At 54.7% G+C, this 21,780-nt stretch carries 18 protein-coding genes and 3 pseudogenes; 2 read left to right on the forward strand and 19 right to left on the reverse strand.

Annotated features, from left to right (window positions below):
* Nucleotides 1-27 precede the first annotated feature (27 nt).
* The 10 genes from BLX89_RS25165 to BLX89_RS22050 form a co-directional block, all read right to left on the reverse strand.
* Nucleotides 28-360 carry a cytochrome P460 family protein gene (locus tag BLX89_RS25165; RefSeq protein WP_342587611.1) on the reverse strand — a complete coding sequence of 111 codons (333 nt, stop codon included), beginning with the start codon at nt 358-360 and terminating at the stop codon, nt 28-30.
* A gap of 808 nt (nt 361-1,168) precedes the next feature.
* Nucleotides 1,169-1,543 carry a MarR family winged helix-turn-helix transcriptional regulator gene (locus BLX89_RS22005; RefSeq protein ID WP_075293117.1) on the reverse strand — a complete coding sequence of 125 codons (375 nt, stop codon included), beginning with the start codon at nt 1,541-1,543 and terminating at the stop codon, nt 1,169-1,171.
* Between the two features lie 565 nt (nt 1,544-2,108).
* A complete protein-coding gene (locus BLX89_RS22015; RefSeq protein ID WP_075293119.1) occupies nt 2,109-3,422 on the reverse strand; it encodes an ATP-binding protein in 1,314 nt (437 codons plus the stop codon).
* Nucleotides 3,419-4,159, reverse strand: coding sequence for a response regulator (locus tag BLX89_RS22020; protein ID WP_075293120.1), 741 nt, complete (start codon nt 4,157-4,159; stop codon nt 3,419-3,421). The genes BLX89_RS22015 and BLX89_RS22020 overlap by 4 nt, the downstream gene beginning before the upstream one ends.
* A gap of 624 nt (nt 4,160-4,783) precedes the next feature.
* Nucleotides 4,784-5,911 carry an FAD-dependent oxidoreductase gene (locus tag BLX89_RS22025; protein ID WP_075293121.1) on the reverse strand — a complete coding sequence of 376 codons (1,128 nt, stop codon included), beginning with the start codon at nt 5,909-5,911 and terminating at the stop codon, nt 4,784-4,786.
* Nucleotides 5,912-6,019: 108 nt separating this feature from the next.
* Complete coding sequence (locus tag BLX89_RS22030) at nt 6,020-6,226, reverse strand: hypothetical protein (protein WP_245292899.1); 207 nt, start codon at nt 6,224-6,226, stop codon at nt 6,020-6,022.
* A gap of 598 nt (nt 6,227-6,824) precedes the next feature.
* Complete coding sequence (locus BLX89_RS22035) at nt 6,825-7,625, reverse strand: ABC transporter permease (protein ID WP_075293123.1); 801 nt, start codon at nt 7,623-7,625, stop codon at nt 6,825-6,827.
* A gap of 1 nt (nt 7,626) precedes the next feature.
* Entirely contained in the window at nt 7,627-8,487 is an 861-nt protein-coding gene (locus BLX89_RS22040; protein WP_075293189.1) for an ABC transporter permease, read from the reverse strand.
* Nucleotides 8,488-8,489: 2 nt separating this feature from the next.
* Nucleotides 8,490-9,566 (reverse strand): ABC transporter ATP-binding protein, encoded by a 1,077-nt coding sequence (locus BLX89_RS22045; protein ID WP_075293124.1) that lies wholly within the window; start codon nt 9,564-9,566, stop codon nt 8,490-8,492.
* 78 nt (nt 9,567-9,644) lie between these two features.
* Nucleotides 9,645-10,796, reverse strand: coding sequence for an ABC transporter substrate-binding protein (locus tag BLX89_RS22050; RefSeq protein ID WP_083637827.1), 1,152 nt, complete (start codon nt 10,794-10,796; stop codon nt 9,645-9,647).
* A 505-nt stretch (nt 10,797-11,301) separates the two neighbouring features.
* Here BLX89_RS22050 and BLX89_RS22055 point away from each other — a divergent pair.
* Nucleotides 11,302-12,234: a LysR family transcriptional regulator gene (locus BLX89_RS22055; protein WP_143523725.1), complete on the forward strand. Its 933-nt coding sequence runs from the start codon at nt 11,302-11,304 to the stop codon at nt 12,232-12,234.
* Nucleotides 12,235-12,307: 73 nt separating this feature from the next.
* Here the strand turns inward: BLX89_RS22055 and BLX89_RS22060 are convergent, their stop codons facing one another.
* The 5 genes from BLX89_RS22060 to BLX89_RS22080 form a co-directional block, all read right to left on the reverse strand.
* On the reverse strand, nt 12,308-13,813 hold the full coding sequence (locus BLX89_RS22060) for an FGGY-family carbohydrate kinase (RefSeq protein ID WP_075293127.1): 1,506 nt from the start codon (nt 13,811-13,813) through the stop codon (nt 12,308-12,310).
* 190 nt (nt 13,814-14,003) lie between these two features.
* Complete coding sequence (locus BLX89_RS22065; protein WP_075293128.1) at nt 14,004-14,501, reverse strand: secondary thiamine-phosphate synthase enzyme YjbQ; 498 nt, start codon at nt 14,499-14,501, stop codon at nt 14,004-14,006.
* Between the two features lie 13 nt (nt 14,502-14,514).
* On the reverse strand, nt 14,515-15,225 hold the full coding sequence (locus BLX89_RS22070) for a triose-phosphate isomerase (protein ID WP_075293129.1): 711 nt from the start codon (nt 15,223-15,225) through the stop codon (nt 14,515-14,517).
* A gap of 3 nt (nt 15,226-15,228) precedes the next feature.
* Nucleotides 15,229-16,038, reverse strand: a complete 810-nt coding sequence (locus tag BLX89_RS22075) for a sugar phosphate isomerase/epimerase family protein (RefSeq protein WP_075293130.1) — start codon at nt 16,036-16,038, stop codon at nt 15,229-15,231.
* A 39-nt stretch (nt 16,039-16,077) separates the two neighbouring features.
* Nucleotides 16,078-16,854, reverse strand: coding sequence for an SDR family oxidoreductase (locus BLX89_RS22080; protein ID WP_075293131.1), 777 nt, complete (start codon nt 16,852-16,854; stop codon nt 16,078-16,080).
* A gap of 605 nt (nt 16,855-17,459) precedes the next feature.
* Between BLX89_RS22080 and BLX89_RS25170 the strand changes: the two are divergent.
* Nucleotides 17,460-17,810 (forward strand): annotated as a pseudogene (locus BLX89_RS25170) (helix-turn-helix transcriptional regulator).
* A 115-nt stretch (nt 17,811-17,925) separates the two neighbouring features.
* On the opposite strand, the gene BLX89_RS22095 reads toward BLX89_RS25170, so the two are convergent.
* The 4 genes and pseudogenes from BLX89_RS22095 to BLX89_RS22110 form a co-directional block, all read right to left on the reverse strand.
* Complete coding sequence (locus tag BLX89_RS22095) at nt 17,926-18,342, reverse strand: organic hydroperoxide resistance protein (protein ID WP_075293132.1); 417 nt, start codon at nt 18,340-18,342, stop codon at nt 17,926-17,928.
* Between the two features lie 165 nt (nt 18,343-18,507).
* Nucleotides 18,508-19,814: pseudogene (locus tag BLX89_RS22100) on the reverse strand (ATP-binding protein).
* Nucleotides 19,805-20,545 (reverse strand): annotated as a pseudogene (locus tag BLX89_RS22105) (response regulator). The pseudogenes BLX89_RS22100 and BLX89_RS22105 overlap by 10 nt, the downstream one beginning before the upstream one ends.
* 97 nt (nt 20,546-20,642) lie before the next feature.
* A complete protein-coding gene (locus tag BLX89_RS22110; RefSeq protein ID WP_075293133.1) occupies nt 20,643-21,680 on the reverse strand; it encodes an alpha/beta fold hydrolase in 1,038 nt (345 codons plus the stop codon).
* Between the last annotated feature and the right edge of the window lie 100 nt (nt 21,681-21,780).

The following is a 21,780-nucleotide window of genomic DNA, read 5'->3' on the forward strand; positions in this document are numbered from 1 at the left end:
CGAGGGCAGCGTTGGCGAGGGCCGCGGCTAAGGCAAGCTGATGAGGGACAGCACATCGCTTGTGTTTGCCGACGGAGTGAGACGTGAGGCGTTACGGCGAATAGTGGCTGAACACGAAATCCTTTGATCTATCGAGTTTTTGATGGCAGGCGAAACAGGAGGTCGTGAGCGGGATGCTTTGATTTGCAATTCCGTTCTCAAATTGCCATATCCCCAGCCGCCACTGGAAACGAACCTCTCCGAGTCTTTGACGCTGACCTGCACATTTGTTGGATTGCCAGCGACAAACGATTGTGGTGCCGGAAACACAGCGTCATTCCGCGGGGAAGACTTGAACTCGTATGCAAGCCGAACAATGATTGCTCCATCAGGGAAGGGAAGCGTGCCAGACCGGAACGCTTAGTAGGCGATGTCGTTGCCGATTACAGCCCGGATGTCGTTATTATGCCCGGCTTCGTGTGCGACAGTTATGACACGCCAATCTCGATAGCCCTCTGGAAGACTCACGCCATACACGGGCGAGACATTTTCTCCGGCGGAGCCTTCTGACGGCGAATATATGAACAATGTCAATGCAGCAGGAAAAACCGCGGAAAGAAGTAAAACTTTTCTCAGATGAGCCTCCTTTGAATATGTCGCACCAATCCAGCTCCACGAAGTACGCTTCCGCTGATTCCCATAGGATCCTATATATATTCTGGGCTTGGCGCAAGCTTGTGTGCGATGAGCCTGGGGGTTGAACCAATCAAGCCTGAACTTTGCCGCACGTTGTCCGTTCCGTTGCCCATTGAATGGCGTCGACTGCACATGTGTGCCGTCTCAGGGGAGAAGCCGTGCTACCCAATTTTGAGATCAGGCGCCACAATATACGGGGTCGGCACACAAGATTGGCCGATTATGGTCAGCACGCACATCGGTGCGTACATCGAATTGCGAACCTGAGGTGCAATATCGACGCCGACCGCGAAGCCTGACGAATGTAAGATGGTTTGAAACTCGATAGTTATGTAAAAAAATGAACAACGTTAGAGCACGACTATGGCGCAGGCGATCGTGCTGCTTCGGAAACTTGGATGGGCAGATCGCCCGACCATAACTCAGCCATGTTTGATTTAGCTTGCAACGATGCTATGGCAATTTCAGCCGGCTACCGCCGTTCTCCCACCGGCTAACGCCCTTCAAAATTTATAAGCATGCGCTTCAGTAGATTGACCACTTGTTCAATCTCCTCAGCGCTGAACCCCTTCACAGCCATGTCATTTCCATCGTCCATTATCTCCGAAATAGCTGGCAAAGCGGAGGTGGCTTTTTCTGTGAGGCGAACGAGGCTGCTTCTCCCGTCTCCGGGGTCCTTGCGACGTGTTATAAAACCGTCCCGTTCGAGCCTTGCAAGAAGTTGTGCCGTGCTGGGTTGCTCCACCCCAAGCAATTCGGTCAATTGCTTTTGCGTCATCTCGCCGCCCTCCGTGAGTGCGGTGATCACCGGATAGCCGGCAAGTCCGGTACCCAAGGGTTGGATACGCTCTTCGGCGTAGCGCGACATCAAACGGGCCAACCTCACTACGAAGAAGCCCGGTCGCTCGCGTAACTTCCATCGTGGTTCAGGCGTTGGCAATTCAGTTGTATCCCCGTTGTATGCAGAGGTGTCGCGAGTTCAACAGTCGAGCACTCTACATGAGCGCTAATCAAAAAAACCGATTGATGACCCATTAGCCGCAGATATCTGCTACCTCATCTTCGCACCAGTGGAATGCGTCCCAATCGTGCGACGACGTGAAAGTCTGTTCATCCTCAGTCGTTACTATCATAACCCGTCCGGTCATCGGCGACGGCTCTGACGAAAACGCATCATATATGCAGGGAAATGCGAGGGTCGAAGCGGCGATGATGACAACAAGAGCTCTGTTCATAGGGATTCTCACTTACTGTTAAGGCGTCGCCGGAGAAGCTTGGCGTTGAGCCAAGTCTCGAATGCGCCCGCGAAGCCTTAAGATGTGACCTATTCGTGTATCCCGGATATTTCCAATTCACGAGGAGATGTATCAAATCTTAAACTTGAGAGTAGTTTCTATCCTTTACGACGAACTGCGGGGTGCTCTGCCCCCGCGTCAGCGAAAAATTACTTCCGCCGCAAGCCCTCCTTGAGGCTGGTTGCGGAGCCTGACCGACCCCTCAATGGTGGAGGCTAACTGCTGGGCAATAGCCAGCCCGAGCCCTGAACCTCCTGTGTCACGGTTGCGAGATGTCTCAATCCGGAAAAAAGGCTGCATGGCGTCTTCCAGTTTGTCGTCGGGAATGCCCGGCCCGTGGTCCGCGACGGTGACTACAAAGTATCCTTCATCCGACTTCCCGACGCTGATCGTGGCTGCGCCCGCAAACTTGAGTGCGTTGTCGATGAAGTTGGTGAGAATGCGCCGCAGCGAATGGGGTTTGGTGACAGCTATCCCCTGAACAATACCTTCCACTGAAACGGCTTTCCCAACGTCTTGGTAGTCGTATGCGATACTGTCGATGAAGGAAGCGAGATCAATACGCGTTGGCTTCTCGCCATTGCCGTGAGAGCTGCGTGCGTAGGCGATACCGTCCTGCACGAGCCGCTCAATTTCGGCAAGGTCTTTCACCAGTTTATCCTTCTCAGCGCTGTCATCCGCCAGCTCGGCTCGCAACCGCATTCGGGTGATGGGAGTTTGCAGGTCATGCGAAATCGCTGCAAGTATTTGTACGCGCTCTTCCAGGTAGTCTGCGATGCGTCCGCGCATTGCGTTGAAAGCTCGTGCCGCATGCGCGACCTCGCTCGGCCCGCTTTCGATAAGAAGAGGAGCTTGCTTGTTTGGATCGAGTTCGTTGGCGGCGGCGGCCAGATCGCCTAAAGGGCGAACAGCTTCACGAACGGCAACCCAGGTGAAGAGTATGAGCAGCACCATTTGTGCAATAAATACATAAGGTAGCCACGTGGCCAAGGGCACGACGCCGCGCGGCGTTACGTCGATTGTGAGGGGCGAACCATCAGAGAGCGTAAGATGGCCTTGTAGCCGGTTTCCGTCACTAGGAATGGCCTCAACCCGAACCGCGAACTTGTAGCCCGCCGCTTCTTCTATCCGGTCGGCGATTTCCTTGCCGCGACCAGATAGATCCGGCACGCCGGCCAGTCCCGGCCCCAGAACGAGGCGATAACTGCCGCGGCTTAGGCGATCCAACCAGTCGGGTCGCTCTTCAGCGGGAAGCCGGTCTATGACGGCGATGGACGTTGCGAGATCGCTCTCCAATGTTCCGAGCATGATCGCCTTGGCCGACATGTAGCGTTCAGCAAAAAGAATGCTGAATGACAGGCCGTACGCGACAGCGAGACCGGCAAAGAGGATCAGAAACAACCGCGATCGAAGCGTATTGGGCCACCAGCGTGAAAGGGAGTACCGGCTCATTTTCGCGGCACCGAAATCTCAACTGGCACGGAGAATACATAACCTTCGGCCCGCACCGTCTTAATGTAGGTAGGCTCGCGCGCATCGTCACCAAGCCGCTGTCGCAAGCGACTGACTAGAAGATCAATAGACCGATCGAACAGTTCGGCATCACGGCCTTGCGTTAAGTTCAAAATCTGATCGCGGTTAAGAACACGCTGCGGATGGTCAATAAACACCCGCAAAAGACGATATTCAGCACCGCTGAGCGCAATCTCGGTGCCGTCCTTGTCAAGGAGATGCCGACCGACTGTATCCAAGCGCCAGTTTCCGAAGGTCAGCACATTAGCGGCTTCGCTGATCTGGAGGTTGGGTGGCAACATACGGCTCCGGCGGATGACGGCTTTGATCCGAGCGAGAAGCTCCCTTGCCGCGAACGGTTTCGGCAGATAATCATCGGCGCCCATCTCAAGTCCGATGATCCGATCCATTTCATCGTCGCGTGCCGTCAGCATTATAACAGGTGTTGTCTTATGTTTGCCAGCACGAAGCTCGCGGCAGAGAACCAGTCCATCGTCGCCCTGCATCATTACGTCGAGCACAATGAGATCGACCGTGCTTGTCTCCAGAAAAGTTCGCATCTGTCGCCCGTCCGCGGCTACAGTGGTGCGAAGTCCATTCTTTTTCAGGTAGCTCGATACGAGTTCGCGAATTTCGCGATCATCGTCGACAATCAGAACGTGATCAATGTGCTCCATTTAAAATTTTCCAAATTTGATAAATTACCGCGTCGTTAATCGCGTAGGTCGGTACAGTGAGTAAAGCGTTTTTTGAATCCGGTTTACAGCAGGGTGTCAAAACTTTGAAATGCCGCGTGACGCAATCTCGCCAATCCACCATCAATCGCTACCTAAAAAACGGATGGGCTCAGGGGAAGTGTCGGGACGGAGCATGAGATGCAAATTTCAGGCACTAGAACGGTAGACAATTACACAACCAGACCCCAGCCGAGTGAATACACCGAAGTGCTGTAGCTCCCTGCCAGATCTTCGCAACGTCAGCACGAGGAACCTTGGAAACGATTGCACCACAGCAGACACTGTCATAACCTCGGCTGAGCAAGAGAGCACTTAAGTGTGAAAGGTCAACATGATTGGCAAATCGTTGCGACGTTCAAAGTCTCAGGATTAACTGTAACGGTTTGCCACCCGGACGCTGTTAGCGTGAGCGCCATAACTAACAAATCGGCGACGTCGTCAGTCCATGCCCTAAACAGGTAGTTAATCGCCGCGACCAGCGCTGGCGCTTGGCCATGATTGCATTCGGCCGTCACGGAAAATACCATCGGATTTCGGAACGGCTTCCGGTGACGACAGCGATTTCTATCGCTGGTTGGCTTCTGGGAGAGATTGCGGGTCGCTGCTCAGGCTCTCAAAGAAATCAAGGAACCCCCTCGGCGCGTCGTAAGAGAAGGCGAGCGACAGGTTAGCCGCAGACTGCTCTTGATAAGGGGTCGTACGTTTGGCCATTTTCGCCTCATATTCTGCCAAGGCCGCATCGAAGTTGTCTCGATGAGCGAGGATGGCAGTTGCCAAATCGCTTGCGTCCGCCATAGCAAGGTTCACGCCCTCGCCGGCAAACGGGGACATGAGATGAGCAGCGTCGCCGATAAGCGTGGCACGGGGCGTTCTTGGCCAATATCGTCCTGTCGGCAAGGCGTAGATCGGTCTCGGGACAAGTACCCCATCGCTGTCGGCGAGCAGCGTCTGGTAGTCTTTTGCCCATTCGTCAAAATGAGATAGCAGCGCAGCTCGGCTGAGCTCGTTCCGGCAATTATCCTCAGGCAGGCTGAGAGCGGCGTAAACACATAATTCGTCGTTAGGCTCTCTGTGGCCTATAATCCCCTGCCCCTTAGTAAGAGCAAACATCAGTCCATCGCCAACGAGGCGCTTCGCAACGGGGTAATTTCGCGTGGCATTACGATATCTCAGCTCTATAAAGGTGATCCCAGAGTAGATCGGCTTTTGCTCAGTAAGAAGTGAACGAAGACAGGACCACGCACCGTCCGCTCCTATGACAAGGTCGGCCTGCATCACAGAGTCGTCCTGCATCCTGATAATGAAACCTTTGGGGTCGCGTTCAATTGCTCTGACGGCGCTGCCCCAACGAATGACGTTTTCCGGCAGAGCTTCAATGATAATGCGACGCAGCGTACCGCGGTCAATTTCCGGACGACTTCCATTTCCTTTCTTTTCGAAGAGAACTGCGCCGTCTCGGCCAAGAAGACGCAAGGCGTCGCCGCCCGGCAGGACATGATCAAGCACTTTTTGGTACAACCCGGCGGCTTGTAAAGCTGCCTGCCCGGTATTCTCATTGAGATTGAGCATTCCACCCTGATGACGAATATGGAGCGAGGGGTCGGCTTCAAGGATTGTGCACTCGACACCCCCTTTTTGAAGCATGTAGGCGAGCAGTGGTCCGGCGACACCCGCTCCGATGATTGTGATCATGTCAACCTCTCAGAACTTATATAGGATCCTATATATGTTATCGAATCGGAAATCAATCGGAGATTCGAGATGCCTACGCCAAGCCCCACACGATTTTTTCGCGACTTCCTAAGCGGCCATCAACCCGGCTTGCGTTTCCACCCAGGCCGACAATGAAGATCGCAGCGTCATTATCGACGGCACATCGTCTGAAACGCTCTGCATGAGAAACCGCGCTGCATTTGTCGCGGTCGCACTCGCGACCGACAGGCCGCGCTCCTCACAGAACTCGTTCAACACCCTGCGGATCAACAAGAGCGACATCGTCGTGTTCATAATTTCAGCTCTCCAGCTTACGAAGCGTAGGAGACATGTATGGACACGTAGTGTCTCTGAGATTTATCAAGAATCACAGAAAAGTGTATCAAACGGTAGCATCGGCAGTCGGCGATACATGTTGCCACAATTGTGGCTCAGGGTCGTTGCGCTTCGAAGTCTTCCGGGCAGCCGCGACCGGCGCCAGCCGGCCTTGACCGTTGTAATGCCCTAGGGTTTGCCGTCGGTGGCGATCCTTGTAGCTCCGGGCACACATGCGGCGACGTTCTCACGCACTGCATGCCTCCGCCTCAGAAGTCATAAATATTATCGGGAGGTGGCGCCGCCCTGGACTTAAACGTTCCCTGCCCTGATTGACGATCTATCGCCCGACTTCAACATTCGTGGACATAAGCGTGCCAGTGCCCATTCAGTCCACCCATCGCTTGTCGCTTCAGCGCTTGAGGTTAAGCTTTAGTCTCCTTGTGAGCTCCCAGATAAACATTTGGAGTACAAACATAGAATTTTGCTTTCCATATTTGCGATACTCGGTGAACATTGCTGCTAACAATGAATGCGCCATTGACGTTTCTTCCTTTCCTACGAAATAGTGCTACGGCTAAGCTTCTTTCTTCTTCAGCCGGATCGCCGCTAGCAAACCCATGATAAGAACAAAAACGATGAGATTAATCAGCGTCAAGAGGGCATAGAGTTCCGGCTTCACGCCGTATCGAAGCGCGCCCCAGGCAACTGACGGCATCGTCGGGGTCGCCCCCAGAAGGTAGAAGGATATATCCAGCCCGTTTAGAGACAACACAAAGGCAGTAATCAGGCTACCCATGATGCCCGGCCAGGTGATCGGTAGCATGACCTCGACAAAGGAGCGCAAAGGCGAAGCCCCACATACAATCGCCGCCTCATTCATCCGCCAGTCGTATTTGTAGAGCATTGCTGCCATGATTAGGAAGCAGAAGCTGAAGCAATGCACGGTGTTGGCAATGATGGCCGTCAGCATGTTGCCCTGCAGTTTGAAGACCAGATAGTAGAGCGCCATGCTCGAAATTCCGAGCAAAATTTCCGAGACGAATAGTGGCGCCGCGAAGAAAATCGCATAGACCAGCGCCCGCTTTCCACCGAACCTTAGAACGCCAACTGTCGCGAGAAATCCCATAGCGGTCGACAACACTGCAGTGCAGGAGGCAAGGATCAGACTGTTTAAGAAGGCGCTCTGGTAGACTGTGTTGGTCGACAGGCGAACATAGCTCGAAAGGTTAAACTCCAGCGGATAGGGAAAGTTTGGCCGCGTTGAAAGCGAAGCAAACAGGATATGCACGATCGGCATGTAGAGAAAGGCGAAGACGATAACGAGGAAGGTCGCCAGCGTCCACTTAATGACTGCGTCTGTGAAATGCAGGTTCATCCTACGACCTCCCCAATCCTGTGAAGCCCGTTCGACGGAGATCGACGCCGAAGCTCAGGATCCCTAGTGCGAGCACGGAAAACAGGAACAAGACGACACCCATGGCTGCCCCAAGCGCCCAAGTCCCGGACTCGCCGAACTGCTGCGCCATCGACATGCCATACAGCGTTCCGTTCGGCCCCCCGAGGAAGCGAGGCACTAGTGATGCGGAGAGCGTGGGGATGAAGGCCAGCATGAAGCCAACGATGGTCCCTGAAAGATTAAGTGGCCAGACGACTTCGGTGAAAATCCGGAAACGGTTGGCGCCGCAGGCACTAGCAGCATGTGCCAGCCGGAAGTCGAAATTGATAAGCGACAGATAGACCGTCGTCACCACCAGCGGCAGGTAGAGATAAATAAAGGCGATAAAGGATGCCGTATTGGAATACATGATCATCCGGAGCGGCGCCGCGCCCATTCGGATAAGGGCGCCGTTGACGAGGCCGGCCGGCCCGAGCATTCCTTGCAGGGCGATTAGGCGGAGAACTTCGCCTGAAAGGAACGGGATGACCAGAAGAAGCGAGAAGACGATGCGGTAGCGGCCGCCATAGCGGACGATGAAATAGGCAATCGGCCAGGATAAAATGACGAGTGCGATCGACACTCCAATGGCCATGGCAAGCGACCTGAGGAAAAAGGTTATATAGGCTCCTTCCGTCGCAAGCGTGCCGTAGTTTATTAGGGTCCATTCATAGACGATCTTGTAGTTCTCGGTTTGCCAAAAGCTCAGGATCACGAGCGCCGTCAGCGGCATGACGAAGAAGAGGAGCAGAAAGCCGGTAGGGATATCAAGGATGAGTCGGCGTTGGAGCTTGGTTGCCATGGTCATGTCCCCGCCTTGAAAAGATGGCAGTCGTCGGGTTTCCACGACAGGAGGACCCGCTCCTGGATAGGGATCGCATCATTGCGCTTAGGCTTGACGGCAATGACAGTATCGCCTCTGTCCGTCTCTAGAACATATTCAACGAAGGGACCGCGTAGCACGACATCTACCACAGTGGACGGGATACCCGAGCCGCCATCCTGCTTGCGGGCAATGTCGAACCGTTCGTTCTTGACAAAGATATCGACCGCATCGCCGGCTATGAGGTGGGAGCCGGTCGGCAGTGCGAATTCATGATTGTGCCTGGCAAGACGCACGACCTTGCCGTCGGGCCCAACTGTACCCTGAAACCTGCTCGATTTACCAACGAAGCGAGCGACGAACGGGGTCTCAGGATAATCGTAAATTGCCTGGCGCTCACCAAGTGCTTCGAGGCGGCCATTGTTTATGACGGCGATCCGGTCGCTCATTGAGAGCGCCTCTTCCTGATTGTGTGTCACATAGATAAAAGGGATGCCGAGCTGCTTTTGATAGCGCCGGATTTCAATTTCCATCTCTTGCCGCAATTCGCGGTCGAGATTGGCCAGTGGCTCGTCGAGCAGCAACAAAGTTGGGCGTGCGACAAGACCCCGGCCGAGAGCCACACGCTGTTGCTGACCGCCGGAAAGTTGGCTTGGATAGCGGTCGAGCATAGTGCTAAGCGACAGGATACCGGCAACCCATTCGACCCGCTCCTCAACGTCGGCCTTCGGCTCCTTACGCATTCTCAGCGGAAAGGCGAGATTTTCGCGGACAGTCCGGTGCGGAAAGAGCAGAAATTCTTGGAACACCATGCCGATACCGCGCTTATGCGGCGCAAGTTCGGTAACATCTTTTCCTTCGAAGTGAACGCGTCCTTCGGTCGGCCGATCGAGGCCGGCGATTAAGCGGAGCAGGGTGCTCTTGCCCGAGCCACTAGGGCCGAGAATAGCAATAAATTCTTCCTTGGCAATGTCGAGACTGACGTCGTCCAGCGCCTTAAACGAACCGTAACGGCGCGAAACATTGTCAATACGGATGTAGGAACCACTTTGGCTCATGGGATTACCTGCGCTATGGGCGGCCGAGGCGAGACCGTGCCTCGAACCGCCCTACCCCTGGGAGGATGAACGAATCGGTCAGGCCGCCTGCACGTTCGACCAAACACGTTCCCATTTCTCAGGGGACGAGGGCTGATCAAACATGAAAAGGTCGGCGATTTCATTCGAGCGGTCCATCAGGAAGAGCTTGCGCTCGGACTCGCTGGAAATCGCGCGAAGATCGACGGTTGTCGAGCATCCCGCGACCTCACCGATCTTTTTCATAACCTCCGGCGAAATCATCATGTCGATGAAGCTGTTGCACATGTCGAACCGCGGCCCATCCTCGACGCCGGAAGTGATAAGCCAAGTATCGACCCAGCCGAGGCCGCCCTCCTTCATTTTCAAAGAATGGCGAAAATCAACTGGCGCAGACCCTTGCGCCTCGGCCGTCAGCAACTGCCGAAAAACTTGGGCGAATTCAGTGGCCGCGACTACGGCCCCGCTTTGCAGAAGCTGGAAAAGCGTTGGATTGTCCTGATAGCGTGTCAACAGCAAGTTCTTCTGCTGAACCAGGAGCTTTTCAATCTCCGAAAGCTCATCGTCGGTGAGAACGTAAGGGTTGAACGGCTTACCGTCGGGCCTCGGTTTTGTCCGTGTTCCCATTCGGTCGGTGACCAGAAGAGCGGCGAGCGCGATGTTCTCCTCGAAACGAGAACTGGTCGAGAGCATGCCGGCATAGTCCGGGTTGAACATGCATTCGAGCGTCTCGGTCTCTTCCGCGGGAACCTTGCCAGCATCGTAGGTGATACCATAAGCACCCCAGCAGAAGGGAAAGCCAATCTTCTTGCCCGAGGCCGGATCAGACAGGACTTTGAAAGTATCTGGCTGGAACTCCGGGAGGTATGTCGAGGCGTTTGGCACCTTGGTGTAATCGACCGCGCGCAGCAGGTTTTCCCGGAAATAGAGCTGTGGCCAGAAGCCGTCGGCCTGAACGAGGTCAAATTCCTTTGAACCACCGACACGAAGCTTATTATAGGCCTCCGAGTTTCCGTCGAAGAAGCTCGGCACGAACTTGACCTTGTGCGTATCCTCGAAAGCCGTGACCCGATCAGGCAGCAGATAGGCCTCCCACATCAGCGCTCGCACAGTATCCGGTGCTGCCCAAGAAGGGCGTACGAAGGGTACGGAGAGCGCCGTCACGGCTCCAGCAGCGAGAATGGATCGGCGGGTGAATTTAGATTGCGACATGTTGGAAATCCCCTTTGGAAGTTATATCGCGTGCTGTGCACGTCTTATCATTCGCGGTTGCTTCGCATGACCTACGCCGTGCGGTCGTTGCACGCTTGTCGGAAGGCGAGAGCATCGGGCGCACCGAACTGCGATCGTTGCGGTTCGATTTCGAGCCTCGTTTCACAGCCTTCCGCCGTTTCGCAAGACACCGTTCTGACATCGGATGCGCGACGTATTCTGCATTGTCATGACTCGAAGGAGCTGTCTTTCAAACTCGATTTCGAGCTCTTCTTCTTAGGATTAAGAACTAGAAACACCTTAACAACAAGGACAATCGCCGAATTGATTAATAGGCTTGACTTATTAGTTGAATGACCTTTCGGATGCGCAAACTGGCAACCCTGAATTCTGAGAAGCCCTCTAGATGCCGCAGTATACAAGTACGGCTGAGCGCGCTGCCTGTTTCGGTCGTCGCTTATAGCCGGTTGTCCCAGTGGTGGCTGAGACTATGCGACACATCTGATTGATTGACAGACCGAAGAGCGATGATTTATCAAAACATCTTATGAATGTTCAGTTACGGCATATAAAATCGTTCATTGTCGTGGCACAGGAGAAGAGCTTCTGTCGTGCCGCAGAACGTCTGAATGTTTCCCAACCTGCCCTTTCGCAAACGATCATCCAGCTCGAGCAAAACACCGGGTTCGCATTATTTGTGCGCACCACACGAACAGTGAGTTTGACCCCATTTGGTGAGCGGATGCTGACGAAAGCCCTCGCGATCAGCCGCTCGGTTGATATGTTCGAGGAAGAAGCGCGACGCGTGCAGACAGCGCTCAAAAGCGAACTGCACGTCGGCTTTATGATCGGCACTGCGGTGGAGTTCATACCCGCGATCGTCAAGGAATTTGAGCGCGTGCGACCGGATGCGATCTTGCGATTGAAAGAGTATGATTTCTCAGATCCGAGCGCCGGTTTAAGTTCAGGTCAGGTCGATTGCGGCATCATCCGCCCGCCCATCGGGCTTGACGATATCGACATCGTGGAGATCACGCATGAAAAGTGCGTCGCTTGTTTGCCGACAGGTCACCCGCTCGCGATCAAGCCTACTTTGTGTCTTGAGGATATACTAGACGAACCCTTGATTGCTGCACCGACACCGGGAATCTGGCGCGACTATTGGTTGGCGAGTGAGTATCGCGATGCCGATCATCCCGCCAAAGTCGTGCTCGAGGTTGCGACCGTCGAGTCAGAACTGCAGGCTGTCGCGATGGGACGTGCCATTAGTATCACGGCTGACAGCACAGCGCGCTACTATGCTCGACCCGGCGTCGTCTTCCGTGACATTACCGATATGCGGGAGTGCGTGATTGGGATCGGCCATCGCGGCCCTCCGAATGCGCTCGTGGGAGACTTCATTGATGTCGTCAAACGTATGTCAGCGGCGCTTGAGTGAAATAGCTGCCCGCAATGGCATCCTCTTCAACCGACTAGCAACCCTCTGACTACATTCCTGGAATTTCGAGTATTCAATACTTTTGCCCGAGGCCAGACTCCAGAGAGTATTTTGAGAATATCGGCGATAGCGCATCGTACAGGCTACAGAACAAGCTATAGTGGTATTCGTATCTCGGGTCGCTCAAGTCTGGATGATAAATTTGTTTTATATTGACGCTGTTGTCAGAAGCTTCCTGATACGTCGAGAAATAGCCACAGGAAACAGACCCTATAATTGCGGCGCCGAGACTAGGGGCTTCCTCTTCGGCAGGAACGGCGACGGGGAGCCTACAGATATTGGCCTTGATCTGTGACCAGAGCGCCGACCTCGCGCCACCGCCCGTCGAGATAACCTGCTCGAACCGGATCCCCGCCGACCTCAGATTCTCAATATTCTTTCTAAGCAGGCAGGCAACGCCAAACATGATGGCCAAGGCGAAATCCGACGAATCATGAGCTATTTTCGCGCCGAAGAAAACGCCTGTTGCATTGGCATCAAACTCGGGCGGATTTACACCGTTCAGATAAGGGAGAAAGGTCAGACGAGGATCAAAATTCTTTCGAGCGCAATGCTTATCAATTGCGGCAAATGACATACGCTCCACAAAGTTATTCTTGAACCACTCAAGGCTTATACCACCGGATTCGCATACTGGGAGGTAGATATAGGTGTTGTTGAACGGGCCACAGTAAACTGGGACATGTGAAGCGGCCAAGAACGGGCTCTCCACGAAAGTTGCAATCGATGACACGGTTCCAGCGGACTCGCTGACCATACCTGGGCCAATATTGCCCGTACCAATCATTCCGGCGAAGTGATCCAGTGCACCTGCATTGACGACGCAACCAGGCGGCAGCCCGATTGTCGACCGAATGTCCTGCAACAACTCACCTACGACCGTGCACGGCTCTATCAGTGTCGGCAATTTATCGATACTCACTCCGCAGTAGTCGAGCGGAGCAGACCAGTACTTTTTAGCAACAATGTCGAAATAGTGCGAAAACGGATATATAGAGTGTTCGCCCACGAATTTTCCGGTGAGACGAAAAATAATGTAGTCTTTCAAGAGAAAGAATTTCTCGACTTGCTTAAAGCACTCTTTCTCGTGGCGCTTGAGCCATAGCATTTTTGTCAAAGGCCATGTCGGGATAATCTCCGGCTGCCCGGTAATTCGATAGCAGGTATCGTTGTCGAAGCGGGATGACAGCTCTTGGCATTCGTTTCTCGACCTCATGTCCAACCACGAAATCCCGTTTCGTAGCGGCTTGCCAAACCTATCTGTTACAACCAAAGATTCGGCTTGTCCCGTAACGACAAGCTGGATTGGCGACCAATCATCGGCTGTTGCAGATTTTCTGAAGCACAATCGGATAGTATCGACTATATCGGCAAAATATTTTTCCGCATCGAATTCAACAAAGCCGTTTTCTTGGATATAGGCCACGCTTTTGCTTTCCAATACAATTGGCGTCAAACTACGTGTATAGGAAGCCACTTTTATGTTAGTGGTTCCGAGATCTAGGGTCATAATACCCATTAAGCCTATCCTCATTAATACGCTTGGCGCTATTCGTCATCGGGAAGCTAGCCGGAGATCAATCGTTAGTGTGCTCAACGCGACAGCATGTCGCCAGACTTCTGGGGCCAAAGGTCTAGCCGGCATGCATTGGAATGACGGCGGAGTCTGGTTATGTTCGCTGGGAGGCACAAATGGCCTGCTCAGCAGGCTATTCGCCGACAATTTGCACCCGGACGCTACGTTCTCTCGGTCTAGTCTGATCCAGATCAGCGAAATAAATGCGACCGAACTCTCCTAATGTCATTTTCCCATCCAGCACCGGAATGGTTTCAGAGCGGCCAATAAGGGAAGAACGAATGTGACCGTCGGTGTTCAAGCACCAAGCATTGTGTTCGCCCCGAAGTTCGAAAGCCTGCTTCGTGTGATAGACGCCGGGATGAAGATATTGTCCCTCGTGCTTGCAATCGGGGATAATCTTCTCCAAGCAGTTGATGGTGTCCTGCAGGATGAGCGGGATTTTTGCGTATGTCTCCCCCTCCGAATCCTCTTGAATTAAGACGCTACAGCTGGTGTGCTGGCTGAACACGACAACAATTCCATTTTCAATACCGGCTTCCTCGACGATCGCGGCGACCTTCTCGGTGACATCCTCGAAATAGATGCCGTGAGGCGAATTGACTGGGAGCGTTTTATGAAAGACGGGCATGCATATAACTCCGTTATCTTGTGGTTCTTTCGCGGTACGCGCGGCTCATCGCCTCGATCATTCGCGAGAGCATGCCCTTGGGGTCCGCAGCGCGCATGATTGCGCTCGTCGAGCCTGTGCCGTCCGCACCAGAATGGATAAGTTGATAAACGTCGTGCTCGTCGCTGATCCCCGCTCCGTGTAGGACAAGAAGGTCTTTCCCTACTGCGTGCACCGCTGCATTGATCCTTGCGACCTCCAATGCGTCGTTTTCGCTTCGTACCCCGCCTCCGATTAGAGCCGGAGACTCGGCCAGCACAATGTTAGGCTTCAGCGTCGCCACCGCCACGCTTTCCTCGACAGTTGCGGCGCAAACCAGAGTAGCAAGGCCCACCTCGTCGGCGCGACGGATTGTTTCGTTGAGGACTGAAAGGCTCAGCGGCTTTTCTGCGTGGTTCAAGAGAACGCCAACGGCACCAGCTTGCTGTAGGGCTTCCGGCAAGACCGCGCCAACGCCTCGGCCCGCCGGGTTCGCATCCATATGTTGGGCAAAAACCTTTAAGTGCGTGGTGTCATGCGCAATCCTCGAAATGTCAGTGTACTGTGCGGTGAAAATGATATCGACGTCGAAGGTCCTGCAAAGCTCGTCTGCATGGAGCGCGAGTTCGCGCGCTTCGTCGCCGCACATGTATAATTTAGGTCCGATTTCGAAATAAGGTACCTTCAGTTTGAATGGCCTGAACATTCCTCAGATCCTGGCCAAGATTTTATTTAGATAGTCTGCAGCTTCAGGAATCGTCGCGTCCGGGTTACCCATAGTACTGCATTCAAGGCTTAGAAACTTATTGTAACCGGTGGCTTTAAGAGCCTTCAAGCCGCGCTCCCAATCAATGCTCCCTTGACCTGGGGTGCACCGATTATTGTCCCCGAGATGGACATGCCGGATAGACCCGGCGACCGCAGAAATGGCCTCGGCGATGTCGGCCTCCTCGATCGACATGTGGAAGAAGTCAGGCAAGACGCCAACACCATCCATGTCGAGTTTGGCGGCAACCCGTGCGCAGTCGACGATGCTATTCATAAATGGGCTTTCATATCGGTTGATCCCTTCGAGAAGAACCGCGGCTTTCGTGCCGGCAACAGTCGCAGCAATTTCCCTGTAGACTGCTAGAAATTGATCCTCTTGCTCCTGCGTCATTTGCTTGTACACATCAAAAAGGGGTAGCGGATCCTGAGGACCAAGCATGTATTCGATTTCAGTAATCGCGCCGATCTTGGCGCACACATCTGCCGCTTTGATGTAAAGTGCCTTTGTTGCCGCCCGCTCATCGGCGTTCTCGCTCATCAGCTTGCCGGCTGCAGGAGAAATGAAAAGGAACTCGCAGGGAACGACACCAGTGTTGTCTTCAAGGGTTAGTAGCTCTTCCAGCTTCTCGTCGTTCCAGGAGGCATAATCCGCGAAGACGGTTACTCCCTTGTAGCCCCAGCCCCGCAGACGGTGCGCCTTTTCCGTCAGCGTATTTCCAGGAACCATTATATTGGTGCATGACAGGATCATTATGAATTCCCTTAGGCATACGTTGTCCAAGCGGTACGCTTAGAAACAGGTGTAAGCGCCGTCGACGATGAAGTCGGCCCCAGTCGTAAACGAGCTCGTGTCTCCAGCGAGATAAACGGCGATCGACTGCAACTCTTCCGGATTGCCCATGCGCTTGATAGGGGATAGCGCGTTCCACTGATCGATGAGCGGAACAAGCGCTGGCGAATTCAGCGTCATTTCCGTGGCCATGTATCCGGGGCTAATCGTGTTGACACGAACGTTTCGAGTTGCCCACTCAACGGCCATAGCCTTGCACATCTGTATTACTCCCGCCTTTGAGGCGGCATAGGACGCTTCACGCTGAGGAACGTTTACGATGTGCGCAGACATCGATGCCGTGCAGATGATCGAACCCTTGCCCTGCTTCAGCATCACACGGCCGGCCGCCTGTGCAGTCAGGAATGTACCGTTGAGATTCACCTCAATAATTTTTTTCCAGTCGTCGTAGGTGTCATCCTCTACGGCGACTTCGTTTGATATTCCAGCATTGCAGAATGCGATATCAAGGCGGCCAAATTCCGCGAGTACCTTGTCGATCATACCGTTCACCTGCTCAGGACTGGTGATGTCCGCTCTGATCGCGATTACTTTGTTCGATGTTGTCTCGGATATTTCCGCGCACGTTCTCGCGGCTTCGGCCACATCGAGGTCGACAATGGCAATATGAGCTCCGGCTTCAGACAAAGCCGTAGCGATGGATTTACCAATGCCTCTAGCTCCACCCGTGACGAAAGCCACTTTGCCGTCCAGCCGCATTTTTTCAAGAATACCCAAGATGAACCTCTCCTACATTGGACTTCCGCGTCGAGTTCCGTGCCAAGATAAAGACCAAATGAGACCGCCTCGCAGGCTGGAACAGACCAGCTGCAAGCCATAGCCGTGACCCAGCCCTTTGTGAGTCACTATTTCATGGTGTTTTTGTCTGATGAGGTTTCAGACAGACCGAACGCTTCACCCACGCGAAATTAGCTACCCGCGTTTGAGACAACAATGACAAAGAGTGAAACAGTTTATCGACGCAACTTATTAATCAGGTTTACCCCGCTACCCGAAACGGCTGTCGCCGCGCTTTGATTCCGCAACTATGCGGCTGGCAAAGGAGGAGATTGTTCGCTCCACCCGTTGGACAATGATGCGTGACGGTGGTCGCGATCATCTTCCCAATTGACAGCGTATTTGGGCCGAACTTTTCCCAGATCGTGATGAGCAGACTGCGCTCAAGATTGAGCTTTCCGCGTTCGCCAACTATCTGCGGCAAACCCCGACAATGGTGAGAGATATGGCACATCATCGGGAATTCTTGAACGTACAATGGGACGCTGTATCGCGATAGCAGATAGTCTCCTGGCGGCATGCTGCTAATGGCGAAGGGTGGCTAGATGGCTCGGCGGAAAAAACCCACACGAGAGGAGATTCTTGAAAATCGGCGATCACTTGCGCAGCGCGCGCGGACCGGCGACCCGATACTGCCGGCGCAGTGGCGGAGATCTGCAAAGGGTTTGGCATGACTCAGGGGGAGTTTGCCAGAACTCTGGCGCTCACCCGGCGCCAGGTCGCCGAGATCGAAGCCGGCACGGCAAACTAAACAGTGGAGACAATGGAAAATTTGAAAGCTTTTCGGGTTCGCGGTAGGCTTCTTTCAGAAGAAACCATCCCCCATCAGCAATATAAAATATAGGCCTTCTCTAACAAATTTCATTCTCGTCCCTGCTGGGACGCTTTCACACTGAGAGCGATGACCCCCGCCAGTGGCGAGGGCTCAGTCGAAAGAACGCTGGTGACGCAAGGCGTGGCGAAGATTGCGCCTGCGAGGAGAAGAGCGAAGAGGCTTTTCATCGCAATTCCTCAGACAACCTTGAGCACAACATCAATGTTGCCGCGTGTTGCTTTGGAATAGGGGCAGGTCTGATGGGCTTCGCCGACAAGTTCGTACGCAAGGTCCGCTGGGATACCCGGTAGGCTAATACTCAGTCGCGCCTGCAGGAAATACCCTTCGCCAGCCGTGCCGAGGTCCACTTCGGCGTCAACGGCGGTCTCTGCCGGCAGACGGATCTTGCGCTTGCTGGCGGCATGGCCGAGTGCACCAATAAAGCAGGCGGACCAGCCGGCAGCGAAAAGCTCTTCGGGGTTGGTGCCCCCCTTGCCGCTACCGGGAGGCGACAGCTTAACGTCCAAGGCGCCGTCTTCACTACGGGCCGCGCCGTCCCGACCGCCGGTGGTGTGGGTACGGCCCGTGTAGAGAACCCTTTCGATCTTCGTCATGATATGTGCTCCTTCGTAGGTCGCCACCGGCGACGTTGTTAACGAGAAGCGTTTTGTCCGGGCCGCGTATCCGCTGTGTTTTCAAAAAGAGCGGAATTGTATCGCAGCGTAACAGCCCATCGTGGCGCTACATTTGAATACACGAACCTAGAATATGGGCTTCTATCAAGGCAGAACAATTTCAGCGGCAAGCCCGCCAACGGGACGGTTACAGAGCCGCACGGCACCGCCGATCGACGCGGCAAGCTGCTGGGCAATGGCAAGCCCAAGGCCGGTACCGCCTGTTTCGCGATTGCGCGATCCCTCCAGCCTGAAAAAGGGTTGCATAACTGCGTCCAGTTTATCTTCCGGTACGCCTGGGCCGTTGTCGTACACGGTGATGACTGCGCCGCCGTCGTCTGGCCGGCAAAGAGCGATTTCGGCACTGCCGCCATATTTCAGAGCATTATCGATGAAGTTTGTCAGTATGCGGCGCAGCGCATGCGGCTTGGTTGCCACCGTGCCGGCGGTGACGCCCTCTACCTGTACCGGTTTACCAGTATCCTGATAATCGTAGGCGATACTGTCGATGAACGAGGAAAGATCGATGCGTGACTGCTTTTCGCCGCTGCCGTGGGCGCTGCGAGCATAGGCAATGCCGTCTTGCACCAACCGCTCGATTTCCGAAAGATCTTGTATCAGCTTGCTTCGCTCAGGGGTATCGTCGGCCATATCGGCGCGCAGTCGCATGCGGGTGATTGGCGTTTGCAAGTCGTGGGAGATGGCAGCAAGAATCTGCACTCGCTCTTCCAGATAATGCGCGATACGCTCCCGCATGGCATTGAAGGCGGCAGCAGCATGGACAACCTCGCTTGGTCCTTGCTCGCTCAGCGTCGGACCCGGCCGGTTCGGATCGAGTGCATCTGCTGCAGACGCCAGATCTCGAGCGGCCGTAAGGCCTGCCGTACCGCGTAGAGTACGCAAAGCACGAGCAAACTCATCTGGATGAGGAAGACGTACGGCAACCAGTTTGCCACCGGCATGGTACCGCGTGGATGAATATCGATGGTCAAAGGGCTACCGTCGCTGAGCGTCAAATGCGCCGGTAGGCGAAGCGTATCGTCAGGAATCGATTCAACGGTGACAGGAAACCGGCGCCCGACCGCATCCTCAAGCAGGGCGGCGATTTCGGTGCCGTGTTGCGAATTATCGGGAACGCCGGGCAAACCCTTGCCAAGCATCAATCGGTAGTTGCCTCGACTGAGAGGTTCGACGAATTCGACTCGGTCGCTGGCCGGCAGCCCGTCAAGCACCGCGATGGACGTCGCGACGTCACTTTCCAGTGTACCGAGCATAGCGGCCCTCGCCGACACATACCGTTCGACATAAAGCACAGTGAACGAAAGGCCGTAAGCTGCTGCGAGACCAAGGAAGAGAATCAGAAAAATGCGGGCGCGCAGTGTGCATGGCAGAAAGCGGCCGGTCATGACCATGGCTCCGAAATCTCCACAGGCACCGAGAAAACATAGCCCTCGCTACGTACCATCTTGAAATAAACCGGCTCGCGGGCGTCATCGCCAAAACGAAGCCGCAGACGGCTGACCAGCAGATCAATCGACCGATCGAAAAGCTCGGCATCTCGGCCCTGCGTCAGATTCAGAAGCTAGTCACGATTGAGAACCCGCTGAGGGTGATTGATGAAGACCCGTAGGAGCCGATATTCCGCGCCGCTGAGGGCAATTTCCTTGCCCGCCCGATCAAGCAGATGGCGGGTAACAGTGTCCAGCCGCCACACGCCGAAACTGAGGAGCTTTCCGGCCTCACTGATCTGCAGGTTCCGTGGCAGCATGCGTGTGCGCCGAAGCACCGCCTTGATACGGGCGAGCAGTTCGCGAGCAGCGAAGGGTTTGGACAGATAATCGTCGGCGCCCATTTCAAGGCCGATGATGCAGTCCATTTCGTCGCTGCGGGCCTTCAGCATCAGTATCGGCGTCGCCATGTGTTTTCTGGCCCGCAGTTCTTGCGCCAGCACAATACCGTCATCGCCGCGCATCATGACGTCGAGAACGACAAGGTCTACGGTACTGGCCTTGAGAAAAGCTCGCATCTGCCGGCCGTCGGCAACACTGTCGGATCGTAATCTGTTTTTCTGTAGATAGGACGACAGGAGTTCACATATCTCTCGATCGTCATCGACGATCTGGATGTGGTCGATATGGTCCATCCTAGTTTGTCCGTTGCGGCCCCTCGGCCGGTGCCCGCGCCAATGGAATTCAAAATGGGTACTGCGAAGAGCGATTGCCCAAGCGATTCCGCCGGCGTTAAAGCCCGACGACATCCAGTACCGCTTGGGCGAAGGCGTCCGGCGCTTCCTGCGGCAGGTTGTGACCGACACCGCCGGCAATGGTCCGGTGTTCATACTTGCCCGAGAACTTTTCGGCATAAGCCGAGGGTTCGGGATGTGGCGCGCCGTTTGCGTCGCCTTCCAGTGTGATCGTCGGCACGGAAATTCGCGGGCCCTTGGCAAGTTTTTCCTCATAGGCGTCGAAGCGCTCTTCGCCTTCGGCAAGGCCCAGCCGCCAGCGGTAATTGTGAATGACAATCGCGACATGGTCGGGGTTGTCCAGCGCTTTAGCCGATCGTTCGAAGGTCGCTTCGTCGAACTTCCAAGCCGGCGATGCCGTCTGCCAAATCAGCCGGGCGAACTCTCGGGTGTTCTGCTCATAGCCCAAACGTCCGCGCTCGGTAGCGAAGTAGAATTGATACCACCAGGCAAGCTCCCCGTTTGGCGACAGCGGCTTTTGATTGGCCTTCCGGTTGCCTATCAAATAACCGCTGACCGAGACAAGCGCGTTACAGCGTTCAGGCCAGAGCGCGGCCATTATACTAGCAGTTCTCGCACCCCAGTCGCAGCCGGCAATGATTGCACTTTCAACCCCAAGTGCATCCATGAACGCAATCATATCGACGGCAAGGGTGGACTGCTGACCATTGCGTGGCGTATCGGCCGAAAGAAATCTCGTCGTGCCATAGCCGCGCAGGTGAGGAACGATCACCCGATAGCCCTGAGCGGTAAGCAACGGCGCGACATCGACATAGGTATGGATGTCGTAGGGCCAGCCATGCAAGAGCAGGACGACGGGCCCATGCGCCGGGCCAGCCTCGGCGTATCCGACTTGAAGATCGCCCGACTTGACGCTTTTCAGGACACCGAATGACGTATGCCGGTGGGCGCTGCTTGCACGCAACTCGCCGGCGGATGCAAAGGCGGAACCGCTAGCGCCGATTTCGACGGCCGCGATTGTCATTGCGGCTATGCCGAGCAAGCCGCGTCGATCAAGATTGATTTCACCCGTCATGGAGATCCCCTTTCATTTAATCACAAGGAGAAGAAGGCCGCGCTCATGTATCTCCGATATGTTCGGCCCGGGCGGAATTGTATCTCATTGTAGCGGGCCG

Source organism: Pararhizobium arenae (assembly GCF_001931685.1).
GTDB lineage: Bacteria > Pseudomonadota > Alphaproteobacteria > Rhizobiales > Rhizobiaceae > Pararhizobium > Pararhizobium arenae.

What these genes read in the sequence shown, in the direction of transcription:
- BLX89_RS22005 (WP_075293117.1), bottom strand. Translation starts at nt 1,543, where the DNA reads ATGTCGCGCTACGCCGAAGAGCGTATCCAACCCTTGGGTACCGGACTT.
- BLX89_RS22015 (WP_075293119.1), bottom strand. Translation starts at nt 3,422, where the DNA reads ATGAGCCGGTACTCCCTTTCACGCTGGTGGCCCAATACGCTTCGATCG.
- BLX89_RS22020 (WP_075293120.1), bottom strand. Translation starts at nt 4,159, where the DNA reads ATGGAGCACATTGATCACGTTCTGATTGTCGACGATGATCGCGAAATT.
- BLX89_RS22025 (WP_075293121.1), bottom strand. Translation starts at nt 5,911, where the DNA reads ATGATCACAATCATCGGAGCGGGTGTCGCCGGACCACTGCTCGCCTAC.
- BLX89_RS22030 (WP_245292899.1), bottom strand. Translation starts at nt 6,226, where the DNA reads ATGAACACGACGATGTCGCTCTTGTTGATCCGCAGGGTGTTGAACGAG.
- BLX89_RS22035 (WP_075293123.1), bottom strand. Translation starts at nt 7,625, where the DNA reads ATGAACCTGCATTTCACAGACGCAGTCATTAAGTGGACGCTGGCGACC.
- BLX89_RS22040 (WP_075293189.1), bottom strand. Translation starts at nt 8,487, where the DNA reads ATGGCAACCAAGCTCCAACGCCGACTCATCCTTGATATCCCTACCGGC.
- BLX89_RS22045 (WP_075293124.1), bottom strand. Translation starts at nt 9,566, where the DNA reads ATGAGCCAAAGTGGTTCCTACATCCGTATTGACAATGTTTCGCGCCGT.
- BLX89_RS22050 (WP_083637827.1), bottom strand. Translation starts at nt 10,796, where the DNA reads ATGTCGCAATCTAAATTCACCCGCCGATCCATTCTCGCTGCTGGAGCC.
- BLX89_RS22060 (WP_075293127.1), bottom strand. Translation starts at nt 13,813, where the DNA reads ATGGGTATTATGACCCTAGATCTCGGAACCACTAACATAAAAGTGGCT.
- BLX89_RS22065 (WP_075293128.1), bottom strand. Translation starts at nt 14,501, where the DNA reads ATGCCCGTCTTTCATAAAACGCTCCCAGTCAATTCGCCTCACGGCATC.
- BLX89_RS22070 (WP_075293129.1), bottom strand. Translation starts at nt 15,225, where the DNA reads ATGTTCAGGCCATTCAAACTGAAGGTACCTTATTTCGAAATCGGACCT.
- BLX89_RS22075 (WP_075293130.1), bottom strand. Translation starts at nt 16,038, where the DNA reads ATGATCCTGTCATGCACCAATATAATGGTTCCTGGAAATACGCTGACG.
- BLX89_RS22095 (WP_075293132.1), bottom strand. Translation starts at nt 18,342, where the DNA reads ATGACGAAGATCGAAAGGGTTCTCTACACGGGCCGTACCCACACCACC.
- BLX89_RS22110 (WP_075293133.1), bottom strand. Translation starts at nt 21,680, where the DNA reads ATGACGGGTGAAATCAATCTTGATCGACGCGGCTTGCTCGGCATAGCC.